We start from the raw sequence: 17,989 nt of genomic DNA, 5'->3' as shown, positions 1-17,989 counted from the left end.
CAATTTTCAATTTTCAATTTTCACTAAGCCATTTCTCTGCTTTTTCGACAACTTCTTGTTCGATAGTATCCAGATTAAGATCTTTATTATACCAATAGACTTCGCCTGCCAACAGATCATCCCAAACATATTGAAGAGAATATAAATCACGTATATCTATTTCTTTATTAAAATCGTAATCGATATACAGCAATCTTTTCAAATTGGTTTTTACATCGTCATGTTTCACTATTCTATTGAGAAAATATCTTATATGGCATTTTTCTGATTCCTCTTTATCTTTTAGCTTTAGATTCAATTCTGAGAGAACGGCTTCAAGATAAGGCTGAACTTCATGAGGATCAATTGGTTTATAGAAACAAGCCAGGTTATAAATAGCTTCACTCTCATAACCTGAATTGATTAATTCGATTGCCCAGTCTTCGATTAGATCAACATTTAGATATTCATAAAAATGAAAGGTCAGGATGTAATCTGTGAGTATTTCGAAGTCTCTGTTTAGTATTTCCATGTTTATTTTTTTTTGCCACTAAGACGCTAAGACGCAAAGTTTTTTGTTTTCTTATATTTTTAGCCACTAAGGCGCTAAGGCACAAAGTTTTTTGTTTCACGCAGATTTAAAAAGATTTAAGCAGATGTTCGCAGATTATTTATAAAAATCATTTTAAATCTGCTGGAATCTGTTAAATCTGCGTGAAAAATCTTTAACCATCCCGTTTGTCATCCTGAGGAACGAAGGATCACATCCAATATTCCTCAAAGAAAATCGCCAATCTTTGTAGAGTTTCTAGTGTGATCCTTCCTCCGTCAGGATGACATAAAATGAGGATAAATTTTTCCTCAGAATGTGTTAGACGCACTGCTGTGCGCCTCTACACTGAAAACTGTTACTGCGACTGATCACTAAAAACACGCCCCTACAATGAAAACTGAGACCGTGACTGAACACTAAAAATAAGTCTCCACACTGAAAACTAAGACTGAGACTGAACACTTAGTCCTCACGACTTCCATCATCTGCCATTCTCACCAATTTAGGTGTAAATTTCGCAACGACATCAACCAAATCCTGTTGCGCTTCCATCACCTGATTGATATCTTTATACGCCATTGGCGCTTCGTCAAGACCTGCACCAATAAGTGTTACCCCATGATGTGTTAAAATCGATTGCATTTCGGTTTTAGTAATATTTTTTATGGCTTGAGTTCGGCTCATTTGTCTTCCTGCTCCATGCGAAGCCGAGTTTATGGCGTTCTCCTCGCCTTTTCCTCTCACTAAAAATCCCGGCGCGGTCATACTTCCCGGAATGATTCCCATCACGCCTTTTCCGGCTGGAGTTGCTCCTTTTCTATGCACAATCACTTCTTCGCCGTTCCAGATTTCTTTCCAGGCAAAATTATGGTGGTTTTCTACTTTGGCTAAAATCGTGGCTCCCAGAGCGCTTTCCATTTTGTTATGGATAATCTCATGACAAGCCGAAGCGTAATCTCCCGCCAAATTCATCGCCATCCAGTATTCCTGACCCAATTGGGAGTTCATATCCAGATAGGCTAAATTTTTCGCCACTTCCGGAAGTTTACAAACATCTTTGGCCATTTTAGTATAATGTCCGGCAATTGTGGCTCCCATTCCGCGTGAACCTGAATGCGTTAACAAAGCCACATATTTACCTTTTGGGATATTTAAAACCGCATCGTCTTTGGCAAACTCCATGATTCCGAATTCGACAAAGTGATTTCCACCACCTGAAGATCCCAATTGCGACCAGGCTTTATCTTTTAAATTCTTCACAAACGGAGTCATATTAAAAGCATCGTTTTCTAAAACCGCATGATCTGATTTGTATTGTCCGTGAAATCCGTGTCCAGCTCCAAAAATAGAATTCGCAATTAATTCTTTTTTGAATTTGGCTTCGTTTTCAAAGTAAAAATCTTCTGCAATATCATAAACTGACAATGCCATTCTACAACCAATATCAACCCCAACTCCATACGGAATAATAGCATTTTTAGTCGCTAAAACTCCACCAATCGGTAATCCGTAACCTTGGTGCGCGTCTGGCATTAAAGCTCCTGCAACGGTCACGGGCAATTTCATGGCCACTTCCATTTGTTTTCTGGCTCCGTCTTCGATACCTTCTAATCCGTAAGCCGAATACGGATTCGGATTTTGATTTAAAGCGATGAAATCTTCCGGTTTTTCATTTGCTTTTTCGATCAAGGCAATTGCCAGTTTACTAAAAATAGCATCGTCAATATAATTCTCTGGTGTTTCAAGGACATTCTTGAAATTAGCAATCATTTCGTCTCTTGTGAATCCGTTTCTTTTGCTGTTTATTTTTAAGGCAATCCCAATTGTTTTTCCTTCAGGGAATCCTAATTCTAATATATCTGTACCGTTTATTTGTGTTTTCATTGTTTTTGTTTTTTGATAGTACAAAGGTTATTATGTACTGCGCAGTTATTTTGCGTAGATTTTATTTCACGCAAAGTCGCAGAGTCGCAAAGTTTTTATTTAAGTGATCTACACACAGTTTGTCATTTCGACGAAGGAGAAATCTCCACGAGAAGCTCGACAAAGATTGGACTTTCGTTACGGAGTTACTTGCGAAGATTTCTCCTTCGTCGAAATGACAAACTATACGCTTAAAACTACTTTAATAAAAAACTTTGCGGAGACGCACAGCAGTGCGCCTCTACAAAAATCTTTGTACCTTTGTACCTTTTCTTAATCAATCAATAATTGCGTAACTGCCGCAGCATTTATCGCCCATTGTGTGTCGTAAACCTCATCGGCATTTTGATCTTCGGTGATGGTTAAACCTTGGGCTTCCGCTTTAAGTTGTAATAAACTACCAATATTCAATTTGCTGCTTAGTTTTGATAACAAAGCCTGAACTCCTTTAAAATCCAAACCTTGAACAACTTGTCCTCCAAAGGTCATCTCTAACCAAACGATTTCTCTTTTGGCTACATCAAGAACTCCAAAGACCAAACCTTTGGCAACATTTTGCGTCACACGAACCTGATGATCTATACACGACGGATCGTATGCGACTCCGGTTTTCTCAGAGATTTTCATCGGGTGTTTGCTATTCATCCAACCTACGACAAGATTTGGCGTAATACTTCCGTTGCTGTACGCATTACAAGTAAAAGTCACAAATTTTGCGTTGGCTTTCGCCAATTTAGCGATATCTATATTAATGTATTCAGCCGTTCCTACTTTCGCAGGAATACTTCTAATATCACCGCTATGTTTACAACCAACAGTTTCTAATTGGCTATAAGAACATATATCAGCTTTATCTTCGTATGCAATATGGCAGCTTAAATCCATATCAAGGTGTTGTGCCGGTAAACCTGCGCCCCATTGCATAAACAATCGCACTTCGTTACCTTCAATCGGGAAACGTGTTCCCATTAAAGCAACCGGTAAATCCTGAACAGTCTCGCTTCGATCTCCTATAGAAACCGGCATATTAAACAATTGCGGATCGATATAAATCGTTTTATTTGGGTTTGCAATTGCAGCAAATCTTTTCTTCATTGCCAACAAACACAACGCTTCGATTTGATTTTTCATCGCCTCTAATTGCGCTTCGTCGTACAAATTCAATAATGCATTTGGTGCAATTCGTTTGTTGGTTCCACCCAAAGGTTTTACGCTTCTTTGCATATTTTTATCAAAATAATTTTGAGCATACATATTCAAAGTAAACACCAATCTTGCCGGAACTTTATCGATAATTTCTGCAAAATACGCCACGGTTTCGTCTGCACCAAACCAAAGCATATTTGAGAATAACGAACGTGCAAACAATCCCGGACGTTGTTTTAATAATGCAAATGTTTTATCGGCATCAAATTTCAAACGTGACGTGTTTACTTTGCTTTGCCAAACATCATACACCTGGTTGTAAAATACATCCATTAAAAAAGCTAATTTCTCAAATCCTTTTCTTTTGCTGTATTCTGCCAAACGTAATGCTCTGATAAAACGAACCCACATTCCTCTTTTTGGGTGCATGATTTCGCATATTGTCTCCACATCCATATCAAGATTGTTCAACCAGTTTGCCACCATTAAACATTCTTTTCGGGAATATTTAAGTTTCAAATCATTTGTAGATGCAATTCTGGCTTGCGCGCTTGTATCTAAAACATTGAAAAAGTGCTGAGCATTTTTTGATGTTCTTTTAATGATGGTTTTAGGCTCGATAATTTGCAATAATCCTGTATTCTTGAACCATAAATATCGTAAGATATCTGTTGGAGATTTAAAATACTGAGACGCATTTTCGGCTTGACCTTCTTCGATTAAAACATCAATAACAAGCATTAAAGTTTCCTTCATTGCAACATCTGTTTTTGGCAAAGGCAAATATTTTAATGCCGTTTTTAAACTATCTACCTGCGTAGCGTCTAAAGCCGTTTTTGATTGCAACAATGATTTATAGAAATCTTCTAATTCAGTTTCTGACCATAAATCCAATACTTTTAATTTGCTTCCTTGTCCGTAATTTTCGATTTTACCAAATTCAAACGGAGTTCCGCAAAACGGACAACCATTGTATCGTTCTAACGGAAAAGTATTATCCGGAATAATATGTCCGCATTGCAAAGTTGTTCCGCTCTTTATGTTTAGAACATTCCAGAAATACGTAACAATATGATCTAAAACAGATTCTCCGGTTGGGATATTCCATTCTTTAACTAAAGGCGTCCAGTTTTTATTGGTTCCTAAAACTTCTCTTAGCACTTCTAAAACTTCAACTTTATAATTTGGGTTTACATTATTTAAAGCGTGTAATAACGACTCAGAAAATGTAAATCCAAGTTTTGAAACATTGGCCACTAAAACCGATGTTGTTCCTGATAAATTTTTGATATCATTCGAGATCATTGCTGATGGAATGAAAATAGCATTTTGACGTAAACTGATTTTTAATAATTCTTGTGTTTTCATTTTTTTTAATTTTTAAAATTTAGATAATTGCGTTTCTGATTTCTACCTAAAAGAGTTTTGAAGTAAGAAACACTTGACCTGAAATTGGAGTGTAATTGATGAACTATTTTATCTGATGGGTTTCCCCGAGAAGTAAGTTAATCTTGACCCTCCTTTTTATTAATGATGATTTTAAAACTTGTTCGGACTCGAACCGAAAGTTACCAATTTCCTGAAGTAAGTTTTAATTGACCATTAATAGTGAAGCAGATGGGATTCGAACCCACGACCCGGACATTAAAAGTGTACGAAGTAAGTTTTGATTGACCTTTTAAGGATAATTTCAAAACTACCTGCTCTACCGCTGAGCTACTGCCTCATGATAATTGAATAAAAAGGTAATGGTGTAAGTGTTTACATTGGAAAGTTTTCGAAGTAACTCAAACTTGACCTGTTTTATTCTTTATTTTTATTTCTATGAACGTTTGTTTTTATTTCCTGAACAAAGATTTCAAAACTACTGCGCAATTATTTTGCGTAGTAAAAAGAAATCTATTTTTGAGTAAAAAGGTAATTGTATAAGTGTATCTCTTAATGGTTTTTTTGAAGTAACTTAAACTTGACCTGCTAAACTCTTTATTATTTTAATGAACTTGTTTTGTTTTGACAGGACAAAGATTTCAGAACTACTACGCAATTATTTTGCGCAGTAAAAAAAGTTTTTTAAATTTGATTAAATATTGATTTAATTAAATTGTCTAAATCCTTTTAACAACGGCATATTTGTAGCATTTTAGATAAAGTAAATGAAATCTCGGAGGGATGAATATTTATTGCCATTTTCAATAATGCAAGCCCCAGCGGGGTGATATATTATAGCATTTAGATAAAATAAATGAAGTCCCGGAGGGACGGCATATTTATAGCCATTTTTCAATAATGCATTTTAAAGCCCTCAGCGGAGTGACATATTTATAGCTTTAGATAAAAACAATAAAGTCCCAGAGGGATGAATATTTATTGCCATTTTCAAGAATGCATTTCAAAAGCCCCAGCGGGGTGACATATTTATAGCTTTAGATAAAACCAATAAAGTCCCAGAGGGACGCCATATTTATAGCCATTTTTAAGAATGCATTTCAAAAGCCCCAGCGGGGTGACATATTTATTGATTAAATAAAAAAAACCGAAATATCGCTCCGCTGGAGCTTTTGATCCTCTTTGTAATAAATTGCTTTAGATATTCCGTTCCGGCGGAGTTTGATGCTGAATAATGTAAAATTGATTATAAATATTATGCTTCTTTGTAGCTTTCATCAGATTTAAATAAAAACAACATGAATTTAAACCAAATTTATTCTGAATTACTTTCGAATATTGGCTTTTCAGCACATGAGATTCAACAAAACTGGATTGATTTAGAAAAAGCATATTCTAAAAAGTCAAGACATTATCATAATCTGACGCATATTTCGGCTATGATTGAGAGTTTTGAAACGTATCGCAATAAACTTCAAAAACCTGACGAAATATTATATTCTATTTTTTATCACGATTATATCTATAAGAGTTCTAAGAAAGACAACGAACTTAAAAGTGCCGAATATGCTTTGTCGATTTTATCTGAAAATATCTCATTTGATCGTCAATTGGTTTTTGATGCCATTTGTGCTACACAATTACATCAGCAAAATATAAAGGAAGATATTAATTGGTTAATCGATTTTGATTTGAAGATTCTTGCGCGAGATTGGGAAGATTATAAAATCTATTTCGAACAAATTAGGAAAGAATATCGCATTTATCCTGATTTTCTATACAAACCCGGACGTGCAAAAGCATTGAAACATTTTCTGGAGAATGAATTTATTTTCCAAACTGAGGAATTCAGGAATTTATATGATGAGAAAGCAAGAAAAAATATTGAACAGGAAATTTTATTGTTAACCTGAATATTTACGATGTTAAACCTGTCAGGTTTAATCGAAACGTGAATAAATTGTGGTTACGTTGTGTTAGACGCACTGCTGTGCGTCTCTACAGAAATTGGAACGGAAATTGGAAACGGAAATTGCTTTTAAAAACAGATATAATAAAATATTGTTGTTGCCTAAAATGCGTGAGGGATTGCAGTGAAAATCCTTTTGTTTTTTTCTTTAAAAAACAAAAGATTGAAACGGAAAGCCCGACCCAGAGGGACACGCCCAAAACATGAAACTATGTCACAAAACAAGAATGCCTTAATAAGATATAAAACAATTGATAAATGCCTACAGAATAAATACAGACAATGGACATTAGAAGACTTGATCGAATGCTGTTCTGAAGCTTTATTTGAATATGAAGGTCGTGAAAACCGCATCAGTAAGAGAACGATTCAGATGGATATTCAGCTCATGCGAAGTGAAAAACTGGGATATAATGCGCCAATTGTCGTGTATGATAAAAAGTATTATAAATATGAAGACGATGAGTTTTCGATAACCGATATTCCGCTGACGGAAACGGATATGAATGTTTTGACAGAAACGGTTTCGATGTTGAAACAGTTTAAGGATTTCTCTTTGTTTAATGATGTATCAGATATTTTACAGCGACTGGAGGATAAAATCTATGCCGAGAAATCACATACCAAACCGGTTATTTATCTGGATAAAAATGAGGATTTAAAAGGTTTGCATTATCTGGATGAAGTATATCAGGCGATTATCAAGAAGATCGTTCTGGTAATTAGTTACAAATCTTTTAAATCTATAGAGGAAACTAAATTTCATTTTCATCCTTTTATCCTCAAGGAATTTAATAACAGATGGTTTTTAGTGGGAAAGAAAAAAGGGTCTGCTCCTATTACCAATTTGGCTTTGGACCGGATTATTGGCATCGATTATGATTTTAACCTTCCTTATTTAGAAGAAGATTTTGATGCTGAACTATTCTATAAAAATGTAATTGGCGTGACGGTAAATTCAGGTTTGCATCCCAGAAAAATTGAACTCTGGATTGATGCCGTAAATGCGCCTTATGTTCTCACAAAACCTTTGCATCATACGCAAAGACTAATTAAGGAAAATGAGGATAAAAGTGTCATTGTGCATTTATTTATTTCTCCTAATTATGAAATGGAACGCATACTATTAGGTTTTGGTGACGGAATTGAGGTTTTGAAACCCGAAAACCTGCGAAATCGTATGAAAAAGATACTCGAAAAGGCAATCTCACGATATGAACCAGAAAGTGTTTCTGAATTAAAATCATGATTTTTTACAAAATGTGGAATTAAATCTTAATTTAAAACCATAAAATAATTTTTACAACATAAATTTTGTTAAAATCACAAAAAAGAATAGTATATTTCAATTAAAATTAAACCATAAACCACTCTAAATCAGAGATATTTTTTTACTAACCAAAAAATTATCACAAAATAATATGCATGCATAGTATTTTTTGATTATATTTGAAATCGATATAGTTACATATGAAAGACAAAACAATAGATTATATTTTGAGAGCTACATGGCAAGCTGTATCAAGAATGTACAACGAAGAAGCAGCGAAATACGATGCTACAATGGCGACGGGATTTGCACTTTTAAGTATTGATAAAGAAGACGGGACTCCATCGACAGCTTTAGGGCCAAGAATGGGAATGGAAGCCACAAGCCTGACCAGAACATTAAAATCAATGGAAGACAAAGGTTTGATTGTTCGCAAAAAAAATCCAACTGACGGTCGCGGTGTTTTAATATACCTGACGGATTTTGGAAAAGAAAAAAGAGAATTATCTAAAAATACGGTTCTGAAATTTAATGAAACAATCAGAAAACATGTCTCAGATGAAAAGCTGAAACATTTTATCGAAGTTTCTGAAATCATAAACGAATTAATTCAGGACAAAAACATATTTAATCAAACAGAAAAACTGGAAAATGAATAACCTTACTTAATCAAGGAAACCTCAAATTCAAACAAAAACAAATATTAACGACTTATGAAATCGCCCACATTAATTTTTTTTCCAAATAATAAAAAGGCGATAACATATTTGACCAATAGAAATAAAATTAACAAATATGAAACGCACAATTAAAAAAGTTGCTGTAATTGGATCCGGAATTATGGGTTCAGGAATAGCTTGTCATTTTGCCAATATTGGTGTTGAAGTTTTATTACTTGACATCGTACCACGCGAATTGACAGAAGCTGAAACTAAAAAAGGATTAACGCTTGAAAGTAAAGTTGTTCGCAACCGTGTGGTAAACGAGCACTTGGCGAATTCATTAAAATCGAAACCGTCTCCTATTTACAGTCAGAAATTTGCTAACAGAATTACGACTGGAAATACTACTGATGATATGGCAAAAATTGCCAATGTAGACTGGATTATCGAGGTTGTTGTAGAACGTTTGGATATCAAAAAATTAGTATTTGAGCAAATCGAGAAATTCCGTAAGCCGGGAACTTTGGTTACTTCAAACACTTCTGGTATTCCAATTCATTTTATGAGCGAAGGAAGAAGCGAAGATTTTCAACAACACTTCTGCGGAACTCACTTTTTTAACCCTGCGCGTTACTTAAAGTTATTTGAAATTATTCCTGGTCCAAAAACTTCTACTGAAGTATTGGATTTCTTAAACGAATACGGATCTAAATTTTTAGGAAAAACTTCGGTTGTTGCTAAAGATACTCCGGCGTTTATTGGAAACAGAATTGGTATTTACGGAATTCAAAGTTTATTCCACTTGGTAAAAGAAATGGGATTAACAATTGAAGAAGTTGATAAATTGACTGGTCCGGTTATTGGTCGTCCAAAATCGGCTACTTTCCGTACAGTTGACGTTGTTGGTTTAGATACTTTGGTACACGTTGCCAATGGTATTTATGAAAACTGCCCGAACGACGAACAACACGAATTGTTTAAACTTCCTGATTTCATCACAAAAATGATGGAGAATAATTGGTTAGGAAGCAAAACAGGTCAAGGTTTTTATAAAAAAGTAGATAAAGATATTCTTTCTTTAGACTTAGATACATTAGAATACCGCGCTGCTAAAAAAGCAAATTTTGCTACGCTTGAATTGACTAAAACGATCGATAAACCTATCAACCGTTTTAAAGTTTTAGTGAAAGGAAAAGACAAAGCGGGAGAATTCTACCGTAAGAGTTTCGCCGGAATGTTTGCTTATGTGTCAAACAGAATTCCTGAAATCTCAGACGAATTATTCAAAATTGATGATGCGATGAAAGCTGGTTTTGGATGGGAAAACGGTCCATTCGAAATTTGGGACGCTATTGGTGTTGCAAACGGAATCGAAATCATGAAAGCAGAAGGTCTTGAACCAGCTGCATGGGTTACTGAAATGTTGGCTTCCGGAAGCGATAGTTTCTATTCTGTAAAAGAAGGAGCCACTTATTTCTATAACATTCCAACAAAATCACAAGTTAAAGTTCCTGGACAAGATTCATTCATCATTCTAAACAACATTCGCGAAAGCAAAAAAGTTTGGAGTAATAGTGGTGCAATCATTCAGGATTTAGGAGATGGAATTTTGAACCTAGAATTCCAATCTAAAATGAATACAATTGGTGGCGATGTACTTCAGGCTATCAATAAGGCAATCGACTTATCTGAAAAAGAATATCAAGGTTTAGTTATTGGTAATCAGGCAGCGAATTTCTCTGTTGGTGCTAATATCGGAATGATTTTCATGATGGCTGTTGAGCAGGAATACGACGAGTTGAACATGGCGATCAAAATGTTCCAGGACACGATGATGCGCGTTCGTTATTCTTCGATTCCAGTTGTTGTAGCACCTCACGGAATGACTTTTGGTGGTGGTTGCGAAATGAGCTTACATGCTGATAAAGTGGTTGCAGCTGCTGAAACTTATATGGGATTAGTTGAGTTTGGTGTTGGTGTACTTCCTGGTGGTGGTGGATCTAAAGAAATGGCTTTGAGAGCTTCAGATTTATTCCGCAAAAACGATGTGGAATTAAACGTTCTTCAGGAGTATTTCTTAACTATCGCAATGGCAAAAGTTTCGACTTCTGGTTATGAAGCTTTTGATACAGGACTTCTTCAACATGGAAAAGATGTTATTGTGGTAAACAAAGATCGTCAGATCGCTGAAGCTAAAAAACATGCTTTGTTAATGGCTGAAGCTGGTTATACACAACCGATCAGAAGAACTGATGTGAAAGTATTAGGAAAACAAGCTCTTGGAATGTTCTTAGTAGGAACGGATCAAATGGAAGCTGGAAAATACATTTCTGAGCACGATAAGAAAATTGCTAACAAACTTGCTTACGTAATGGCTGGTGGTGATTTATCTGAAGCAACTTTAGTATCTGAACAATATTTATTAGATATCGAACGTGAAGCTTTCTTGAGTTTATGTACTGAACGTAAAACTTTAGAGAGAATTCAATATATGTTAACTAAAGGAAAACCACTTCGCAATTAGAGAATAGATGCAAGAAACAAGAAGCAAGACTTTATAATATCTTGCCTCTTGCCTCTTTCTTCTAAGAAATCTTAAAAAACAAAAACAAATGAAAACAGCATATATAGTAAAAGCTTACCGTACTGCGGTAGGAAAAGCACCAAAAGGGGTTTTTAGATTTAAAAGACCTGATGAATTAGCTGCAGAAACCATTCAGTTTATGATGGATGAGTTGCCTGATTTTGACAAAAAACGTATTGATGACGTTATGGTAGGAAATGCCATGCCGGAAGCTGAACAAGGACTTAACGTTGGACGTTTGATCTCTCTTATGGGATTAAAAGTAGAAGATGTTCCTGGTGTAACAGTTAACCGTTATTGCGCATCTGGATTAGAAACTATCGGAATGGCGACTGCTAAAATCCAATCAGGAATGGCAGATTGTATCATCGCTGGTGGAGCTGAAAGTATGAGTTTTATTCCAATGGGAGGTTACAAACCAACTCCGGATTATAAAGTTGCTGCTGCAGGTCACGAAGATTACTATTGGGGAATGGGTTTAACTGCGGAAGCGGTTGCTAATCAATATAAAATTTCAAGAGAAGATCAGGATGAGTTTGCTTACAATTCTCATATGAAAGCCCTGAAAGCTCAGGCTGAGGGAAAATTCGACAAACAAATCGTTCCGATTACTGTTGAGCAGACTTTCATCAATGAAAATGGTAAAAAAGAAACTAAATCTTATGTTGTAAAACAAGACGAAGGTCCAAGAGCCGGAACTTCTGTTGCTGCTTTGGCTGGTTTAAGACCTGTTTTTGCTGCTGATGGAAGCGTAACTGCCGGTAATTCTTCTCAAATGAGTGATGGTGCTGCTTTTGTTTTAATCATGAGCGAGGATATGGTAAAAGAATTAAACCTTGAGCCAATTGCCAGACTGGTAAACTTTGCTTCTTCCGGTGTTGAACCAAGAATCATGGGTATTGGTCCTGTAAAAGCAATTCCGAAAGCCTTGAAACAAGCGGGATTAACATTGAATGATATCGAGTTAATTGAATTAAACGAGGCTTTTGCTTCACAAGCTTTAGCAGTAACTCGCGAATTAAATATTAACCCGGAAATCGTAAACGTAAACGGTGGAGCGATCGCTTTAGGACATCCTCTAGGTTGTACTGGTGCTAAACTTTCGGTTCAGTTATTCGACGAGATGAAACGCAGAGGTAATAAATACGGAATCGTTTCTATGTGTGTGGGAACTGGGCAAGGAAGTGCTGGGATTTACGAGGTATTGTAGAAAAGTATACACAATTTTTGTCATTCTGAGGAACGAAGAATTACACTAGCATTTCCACAAAGTAACCATTTAGTTTGTCATTCCGAGGAACGAGGAATCTCCGCGACAATTATCCTCAAAGTTTGTCAATCGTTGAGGAGCTACTTACGAAGATTTCTCCTTCGTCGAAATGACAAGATTGACGAAATTATATCATAAAAAAAACATACAAAAAACAAAAGCAATGGCAGATACAATCGAAAAAAACGTAACCCGTGGTGGTCAGTTTTTAGTTAAAGAAACAAAATGCGAAGATATCTTTACACCAGAAGATTTTTCGGAAGAGCAGTTAATGATGCGTGACTCTGTAAAAGAGTTCGTTGACAAAGAATTATGGGCACATAAAGATCGTTTTGAGAAAAAAGATTATGCTTATACTGAATCATCTATGCGTAAAGCTGGTGAACTTGGACTTCTTGGAGTTGCGGTTCCTGAAGAATACGGCGGATTAGGAATGGGATTCGTATCTACAATGTTAGTTTGTGATTACATTTCTGGTGCTACAGGATCGTTCTCAACTGCTTTTGGTGCACATACAGGTATTGGAACTATGCCAATTACGCTTTATGGTACTGAAGAACAAAAGAAAAAATACGTTCCTAAATTGGCTTCTGGAGAATGGTTTGGAGCGTATTGCTTAACTGAACCAGGAGCAGGATCTGATGCTAACTCAGGAAAAACTAAAGCAGTTTTATCTGAAGATGGAACACACTACTCTATTACAGGACAAAAAATGTGGATTTCGAATGCAGGTTTCTGTAGCGTTTTCATCGTTTTTGCTCGTATTGGAGATGACAAAAACATTACTGGTTTCATCGTAGAAAACGATCCGTCTAACGGAATTTCTATGAATGAAGAAGAGCATAAATTAGGAATCCGTGCTTCATCTACGCGTCAGGTTTTCTTCAACGAGACTAAAGTTCCTGTTGAAAACATGTTGTCAGAAAGAGGAAACGGTTTCAAAATTGCAATGAATGCTTTGAACGTTGGCCGTATTAAATTGGCAGCTGCTTGTTTAGATGCTCAACGTAGAGTTACTACAAATGCAGTAAAATATGCTAACGAAAGAATTCAGTTCAATACTGCAATTTCATCTTTTGGAGCAATTCGTTCTAAATTAGCTGAAATGGCAACTAATGCATACGCCGGAGAAAGTGCTTCTTACCGTGCTGCAAAAGATATCGAAGACAGAATCGCTGCTCGTGAAGCTGAAGGAACTACGCATCAGGAAGCTGAATTAAAAGGTGTTGAAGAATATGCTATCGAATGCTCTATCCTAAAAGTTGCAGTTTCTGAAGACGTACAATCTTGTGCTGACGAAGGAATTCAGATTTTTGGTGGAATGGGATTCTCTGAAGACACTCCAATGGAAAGTGCCTGGAGAGATGCTCGTATCGCTAGAATCTACGAAGGAACAAACGAAATCAACAGAATGCTTTCTGTAGGTATGTTGATCAAAAAAGCTATGAAAGGTCACGTTGATTTACTTGGACCTGCAATGAAAGTTCAGGAAGAATTAATGGGAATACCATCTTTTGATACTCCTGATTTCTCTGAATTATTTGCTGAAGAAAAAGGAATTATCGCTAATCTTAAGAAAGTTTTCTTAATGGTTGCTGGTAGCGCTGTTCAAAAATACGGACCGGATTTAGATTCTCACCAACAGTTATTAATGGCTGCTTCTGATATCTTAATCGAAATTTACATGGCTGAAAGTACTATTCTTAGAACTGAAAAATTAGCTAAAAATCAAGATGAAGCTAAAGTACAAGAACAAATTGCCATGGCAAAATTATACTTATACAAAGCGGTAGATATCGTAAACTCAAGAGGAAAAGAAGGAATTATTTCTTTTGCTGAAGGTGACGAGCAACGTATGATGTTAATGGGATTAAAACGTTTTACAAAATATACAAACAATCCAAATGTTGTAGCTTTAAGAGAGGTTATTACATCAAAATTAGTTGCAGAAAACGAATACTGCTTCTAATACAAAAATAGTTTTTAGCTTTTAATTTGTTTAAACCCGCACTAATCCGAAACAGTGCGGGTTTATTTTTTTATTTTTATTTTTCACGATATTATTCTAGAGACGCACAGCAGTGTGTCTACGTAACGAGAAGACGTACTGCTGTGCGTATCTACATTACGTTTCGAGATCATTTCACAAATCTTTATTAAAATTGCATTTCTGGTACAATATCAATAGCAAAATTTATAATCTAATGTTTTATATTTAGCGTTCTAAAACTTCAAAAAATATAAAATGAAACAAATTAACCTAATTGCTCTTTTATTTCTTTGCCTGATATCTACAAATATTTTTGCTCAGAAAAATAAGAAATTTGATATCATTGCTTACTACACAGGCGATGATAAACTAATTAACGAATACGAAGTAAACAAGCTGAATCAAATAATTTTTAGCTTTTGTCATCTTAAAGATGGCAAACTAAGCGTTGATTCTCCTAAGGATTCCACTACAATTAAGTACCTGGTCTCTTTAAAAGCAAAAAATCCACAACTTAAAATTATTCTTTCACTTGGTGGCTGGGGAGGTTGTGAGCCTTGTTCTGCTGCATTTTCTACTGCTGAAGGAAGATTGACTTTTGCCAAATCAGTAAAAGAAGTGAGCAACTATTTTAAAGTTGATGGTTTAGATTTAGATTGGGAATATCCGGCAATTGAGGGACTGCCAGGACATTTATACCAAGCTGTAGATAAACCTAACTTTACAGAATTAATTAAAATTTTACGTTCTACGTTAGGTAAAAAATATGAATTGAGTTTTGCAGCCGGTGGATTTCAGAAATATCTGGATGAATCTATAGACTGGAAAACCGTAGCACCATTGGTAAACCGTATCAATATCATGAGCTACGATTTAGTAAATGGATATTCTAAAGTTACCGGACATCATACGCCTTTGTATAGCACCAACCCAAAAGAAGAATCTACAGACAGAGCCGTAACTTACTTAATAAAACAAGGAGTTCCTGCCGAAAAATTAATTATTGGAGGCGCTTTTTATTCCAGAACCTGGAAAAATGTAGAAAATATAAATAATGGCCTTTATCAGCCTGGTGAACACATTCAAGGTGTCGATTTTAAAAACTTTGCTTCAACTTACACTGAAGCTAATGGCTGGAAATATTTTTGGGATAATAAGGCAAAAGCTCCATATTGGTACAATGCAGCATCAAAAACCTTTGCAACATCTGACGATATAAAATCGATAAAAGAAAAAACTGAATATGTAAAATCCAAGAAATTAGGAGGTATTATGTTCTGGGAACTTACTTTAGATAGTCCGCATGACGGAATGGTAAGTGCAATTTATGAAGTAAAAACAGCCAAATAAATCAGGTTTGAACACAGAAAAAAACGGCAGTTATAAAATTATAACTGCCGTTTTTTATTTATAAAGAAAACTATTGCAATTTTGATTTATCCAATTCTCCTATAAAAGGAATAGATTCTAAAATTTCAGCGCGAATAACCGTTTGTAAATAAACTTCTAACTGAAGAAATTTTGCAGCATTTATGGCGCCAACAGCCTTTTTAGCTTGTCCATAAGTCTTAGAGTATAATTTTTCATACCCCAGGTGATTTTTAAGAGTTCCTTTTGCCAACTCATCCGCTTTGGCATCTGTAAGGGTCGCATAATTTGCAGCATAATCATTAATTAGTTGAAATTTTGCCTGACCTAAAGCTTTACGTTCTGTTTCGTAATTATCGTAAACTTTTGTAAAAGCAGCATTTTGAGTATCAGACAAATTCATATATTATTTTACAAGATCGCTTTTTGATTTACCATAAACACTTTGCAGTACCTCAACATCTTCTTTAAATGAAGATTGAGCATAAGATGAAAACGAGGCAATCGCCATAACAAGAATTAAACTTAATTTTTTCATAGTAATAAATTTTAATTTGTTTTTTAAAAATTCACGCACTATCAAATATACTGATTTTTAACACATTAAAATCGTTAATATAAAAACATTCCTACACTTAATAATAAAACAAAAAAACTTTTTATCCTAAAATTTACCAGTTTAATACAATCTTAATTTCATCCATAATTGTTTCGTCCTAAAGAAAACTTTTTAGAGACAAACTAAAGCTATTATTTAATTTCTTTAGTCTTAGTAGCTCTGATTTCTCCATCATAAGAAATTGGCCCTCTGTTATTGCTATTTACAGAAAGTGTCGCCCCGCCATTAAAAAAGACAGAAAACATTAAATCATACGAATCGTCTTTGCCTCTGACAGTAGCTCTTATAATATAATTTTTTTTATTTTTTTCAATTTTTATATTTTCAGGTTTTCCTTCAAATTTTATTCCGCCATCGCCACCATATGGTACATTAAAACCTCGTCCAAAAAAGGGTAAATCGCAGGTTGTCTTTTCAGTATTAAACTTTAGAAAATAAGTATTATAATCCAGAAAAATAAGCCTTCCTCCTTGCGGATTAGCTTTTTGTGCTTCAAAATCAAACTTCTTAGAATCAATCAGAGTTTCAATTTCTTTTTGTTGCTGCAAATCTCTTTCTGCTTTTAATTCTTTCTTTGTTTTTTCCTGTGCAAAAACGCCGAAACTTAAAAAGCATAATAACACTATCAATAAAATGGATCGTTTAGTTTTCATAAAACAAATATTTAGCAGAACTAAAAAGTACTTTTATTTTTTAGTAAATCGCATCATCGCAATATCTCCTGAAATAAAATTCAAGGTTTTTCCATCATCAGTAACATCAAATGAAGTTATTTTTTGTAAAGTGCCCATAAAAACCTGTTCGCCCTGCGCATCAACACACATCATTCTGGTAACAGCCATAGGTTGGGTGAAATCAATTTTATTATTGGTTACCTTTAATTTTCCTGTAAAAGAATTACAGCTGTTGTTTCCGGAAACCTGATTTTCCTTTACATTAAAATTTAGGATTGGCTTTTTATTTGGATACAAACCATCAAAAGTTATTCGCGGTCCGGTTATGTAATTAAGCTCCCAGCTTCCTTCGAGTTGCGAAACAGAATCATTTTTTGGAGTCTTAGAAGCATTGCACGATAGCAAGACAATTCCTGAAAAAACTAAAATCAAAACATTCTTTATCATAATTTTATAAATTAAATTAAAAAATAATCACACTGATTTCTTGAAATTTTCAATTCGAGGCAATACGAAATTACGCAATAATAATTTGTTGTCTCCTTAAAACAGCATTAAATTACAAGCAATAGTTTTAGATTTTTTTAACTCTTAAG

General features: G+C 35.0%; 14 protein-coding genes and 1 tRNA gene. 7 read left to right on the top strand and 8 right to left on the bottom strand.

Features of this window, described 5'->3' with window-relative positions; translation table 11 throughout:
- Positions 1–13 precede the first annotated feature (13 nt).
- From RC62_RS13655 to RC62_RS22890, 4 genes are all read right to left on the bottom strand, one after another.
- Positions 14–511 carry a hypothetical protein gene (locus tag RC62_RS13655; RefSeq protein ID WP_055096047.1) on the bottom strand — a complete coding sequence of 166 codons (498 nt, stop codon included), beginning with the start codon at positions 509–511 and terminating at the stop codon, positions 14–16.
- 483 nt (positions 512–994) lie between these two features.
- Positions 995–2,416 (bottom strand): RtcB family protein, encoded by a 1,422-nt coding sequence (locus RC62_RS13650; protein WP_055096045.1) that lies wholly within the window; start codon positions 2,414–2,416, stop codon positions 995–997.
- 312 nt (positions 2,417–2,728) lie between these two features.
- Positions 2,729–4,969 carry a hypothetical protein gene (locus tag RC62_RS13645; protein WP_055096043.1) on the bottom strand — a complete coding sequence of 747 codons (2,241 nt, stop codon included), beginning with the start codon at positions 4,967–4,969 and terminating at the stop codon, positions 2,729–2,731.
- Between the two features lie 241 nt (positions 4,970–5,210).
- A tRNA-OTHER gene (locus RC62_RS22890) sits at positions 5,211–5,327 on the bottom strand.
- A 958-nt stretch (positions 5,328–6,285) separates the two neighbouring features.
- On the opposite strand from RC62_RS22890, the gene RC62_RS13640 reads away from it, so the two are divergent.
- The 7 genes from RC62_RS13640 (at position 6,286) to RC62_RS13610 (ending at position 16,082) form a co-directional block, all read left to right on the top strand.
- Positions 6,286–6,900: a hypothetical protein gene (locus RC62_RS13640; protein ID WP_055096040.1), complete on the top strand. Its 615-nt coding sequence runs from the start codon at positions 6,286–6,288 to the stop codon at positions 6,898–6,900.
- A 267-nt stretch (positions 6,901–7,167) separates the two neighbouring features.
- Entirely contained in the window at positions 7,168–8,205 is a 1,038-nt protein-coding gene (locus RC62_RS13635; RefSeq protein ID WP_055096717.1) for a helix-turn-helix transcriptional regulator, read from the top strand.
- A gap of 221 nt (positions 8,206–8,426) precedes the next feature.
- Positions 8,427–8,885, top strand: a complete 459-nt coding sequence (locus tag RC62_RS13630; protein WP_055096038.1) for a MarR family winged helix-turn-helix transcriptional regulator — start codon at positions 8,427–8,429, stop codon at positions 8,883–8,885.
- A 136-nt stretch (positions 8,886–9,021) separates the two neighbouring features.
- A complete protein-coding gene (locus tag RC62_RS13625; protein WP_055096036.1) occupies positions 9,022–11,412 on the top strand; it encodes a 3-hydroxyacyl-CoA dehydrogenase/enoyl-CoA hydratase family protein in 2,391 nt (796 codons plus the stop codon).
- 88 nt (positions 11,413–11,500) lie between these two features.
- Positions 11,501–12,682 carry a thiolase family protein gene (locus RC62_RS13620; protein ID WP_055096034.1) on the top strand — a complete coding sequence of 394 codons (1,182 nt, stop codon included), beginning with the start codon at positions 11,501–11,503 and terminating at the stop codon, positions 12,680–12,682.
- A 223-nt stretch (positions 12,683–12,905) separates the two neighbouring features.
- Positions 12,906–14,711 (top strand): acyl-CoA dehydrogenase family protein, encoded by a 1,806-nt coding sequence (locus tag RC62_RS13615; RefSeq protein WP_055096715.1) that lies wholly within the window; start codon positions 12,906–12,908, stop codon positions 14,709–14,711.
- A gap of 276 nt (positions 14,712–14,987) precedes the next feature.
- Positions 14,988–16,082, top strand: a complete 1,095-nt coding sequence (locus RC62_RS13610) for a glycoside hydrolase family 18 protein (RefSeq protein WP_055096032.1) — start codon at positions 14,988–14,990, stop codon at positions 16,080–16,082.
- Between the two features lie 70 nt (positions 16,083–16,152).
- Here the strand turns inward: RC62_RS13610 and RC62_RS13605 are convergent, their stop codons facing one another.
- The 4 genes from RC62_RS13605 to RC62_RS13595 all read right to left on the bottom strand — a co-directional run bounded on the left by RC62_RS13605 (position 16,153) and on the right by RC62_RS13595 (position 17,840).
- Positions 16,153–16,503 carry a hypothetical protein gene (locus RC62_RS13605; RefSeq protein WP_245176829.1) on the bottom strand — a complete coding sequence of 117 codons (351 nt, stop codon included), beginning with the start codon at positions 16,501–16,503 and terminating at the stop codon, positions 16,153–16,155.
- Between the two features lie 3 nt (positions 16,504–16,506).
- A complete protein-coding gene (locus tag RC62_RS23195; RefSeq protein WP_262494067.1) occupies positions 16,507–16,638 on the bottom strand; it encodes a hypothetical protein in 132 nt (43 codons plus the stop codon).
- A gap of 212 nt (positions 16,639–16,850) precedes the next feature.
- Entirely contained in the window at positions 16,851–17,372 is a 522-nt protein-coding gene (locus tag RC62_RS13600; RefSeq protein WP_055096030.1) for a DUF4251 domain-containing protein, read from the bottom strand.
- A gap of 33 nt (positions 17,373–17,405) precedes the next feature.
- Positions 17,406–17,840, bottom strand: coding sequence for an META domain-containing protein (locus tag RC62_RS13595; protein ID WP_055096028.1), 435 nt, complete (start codon positions 17,838–17,840; stop codon positions 17,406–17,408).
- Positions 17,841–17,989: the final 149 nt, after the last annotated feature.

It is taken from the genome of Flavobacterium aquidurense (assembly GCF_001404985.1).
Classification (GTDB): Bacteria; Bacteroidota; Bacteroidia; order Flavobacteriales; family Flavobacteriaceae; genus Flavobacterium; species Flavobacterium aquidurense_B.
Note: the sequence above shows the minus strand (reverse complement) of the source record. Positions and strands in the feature narration are given on the sequence as shown.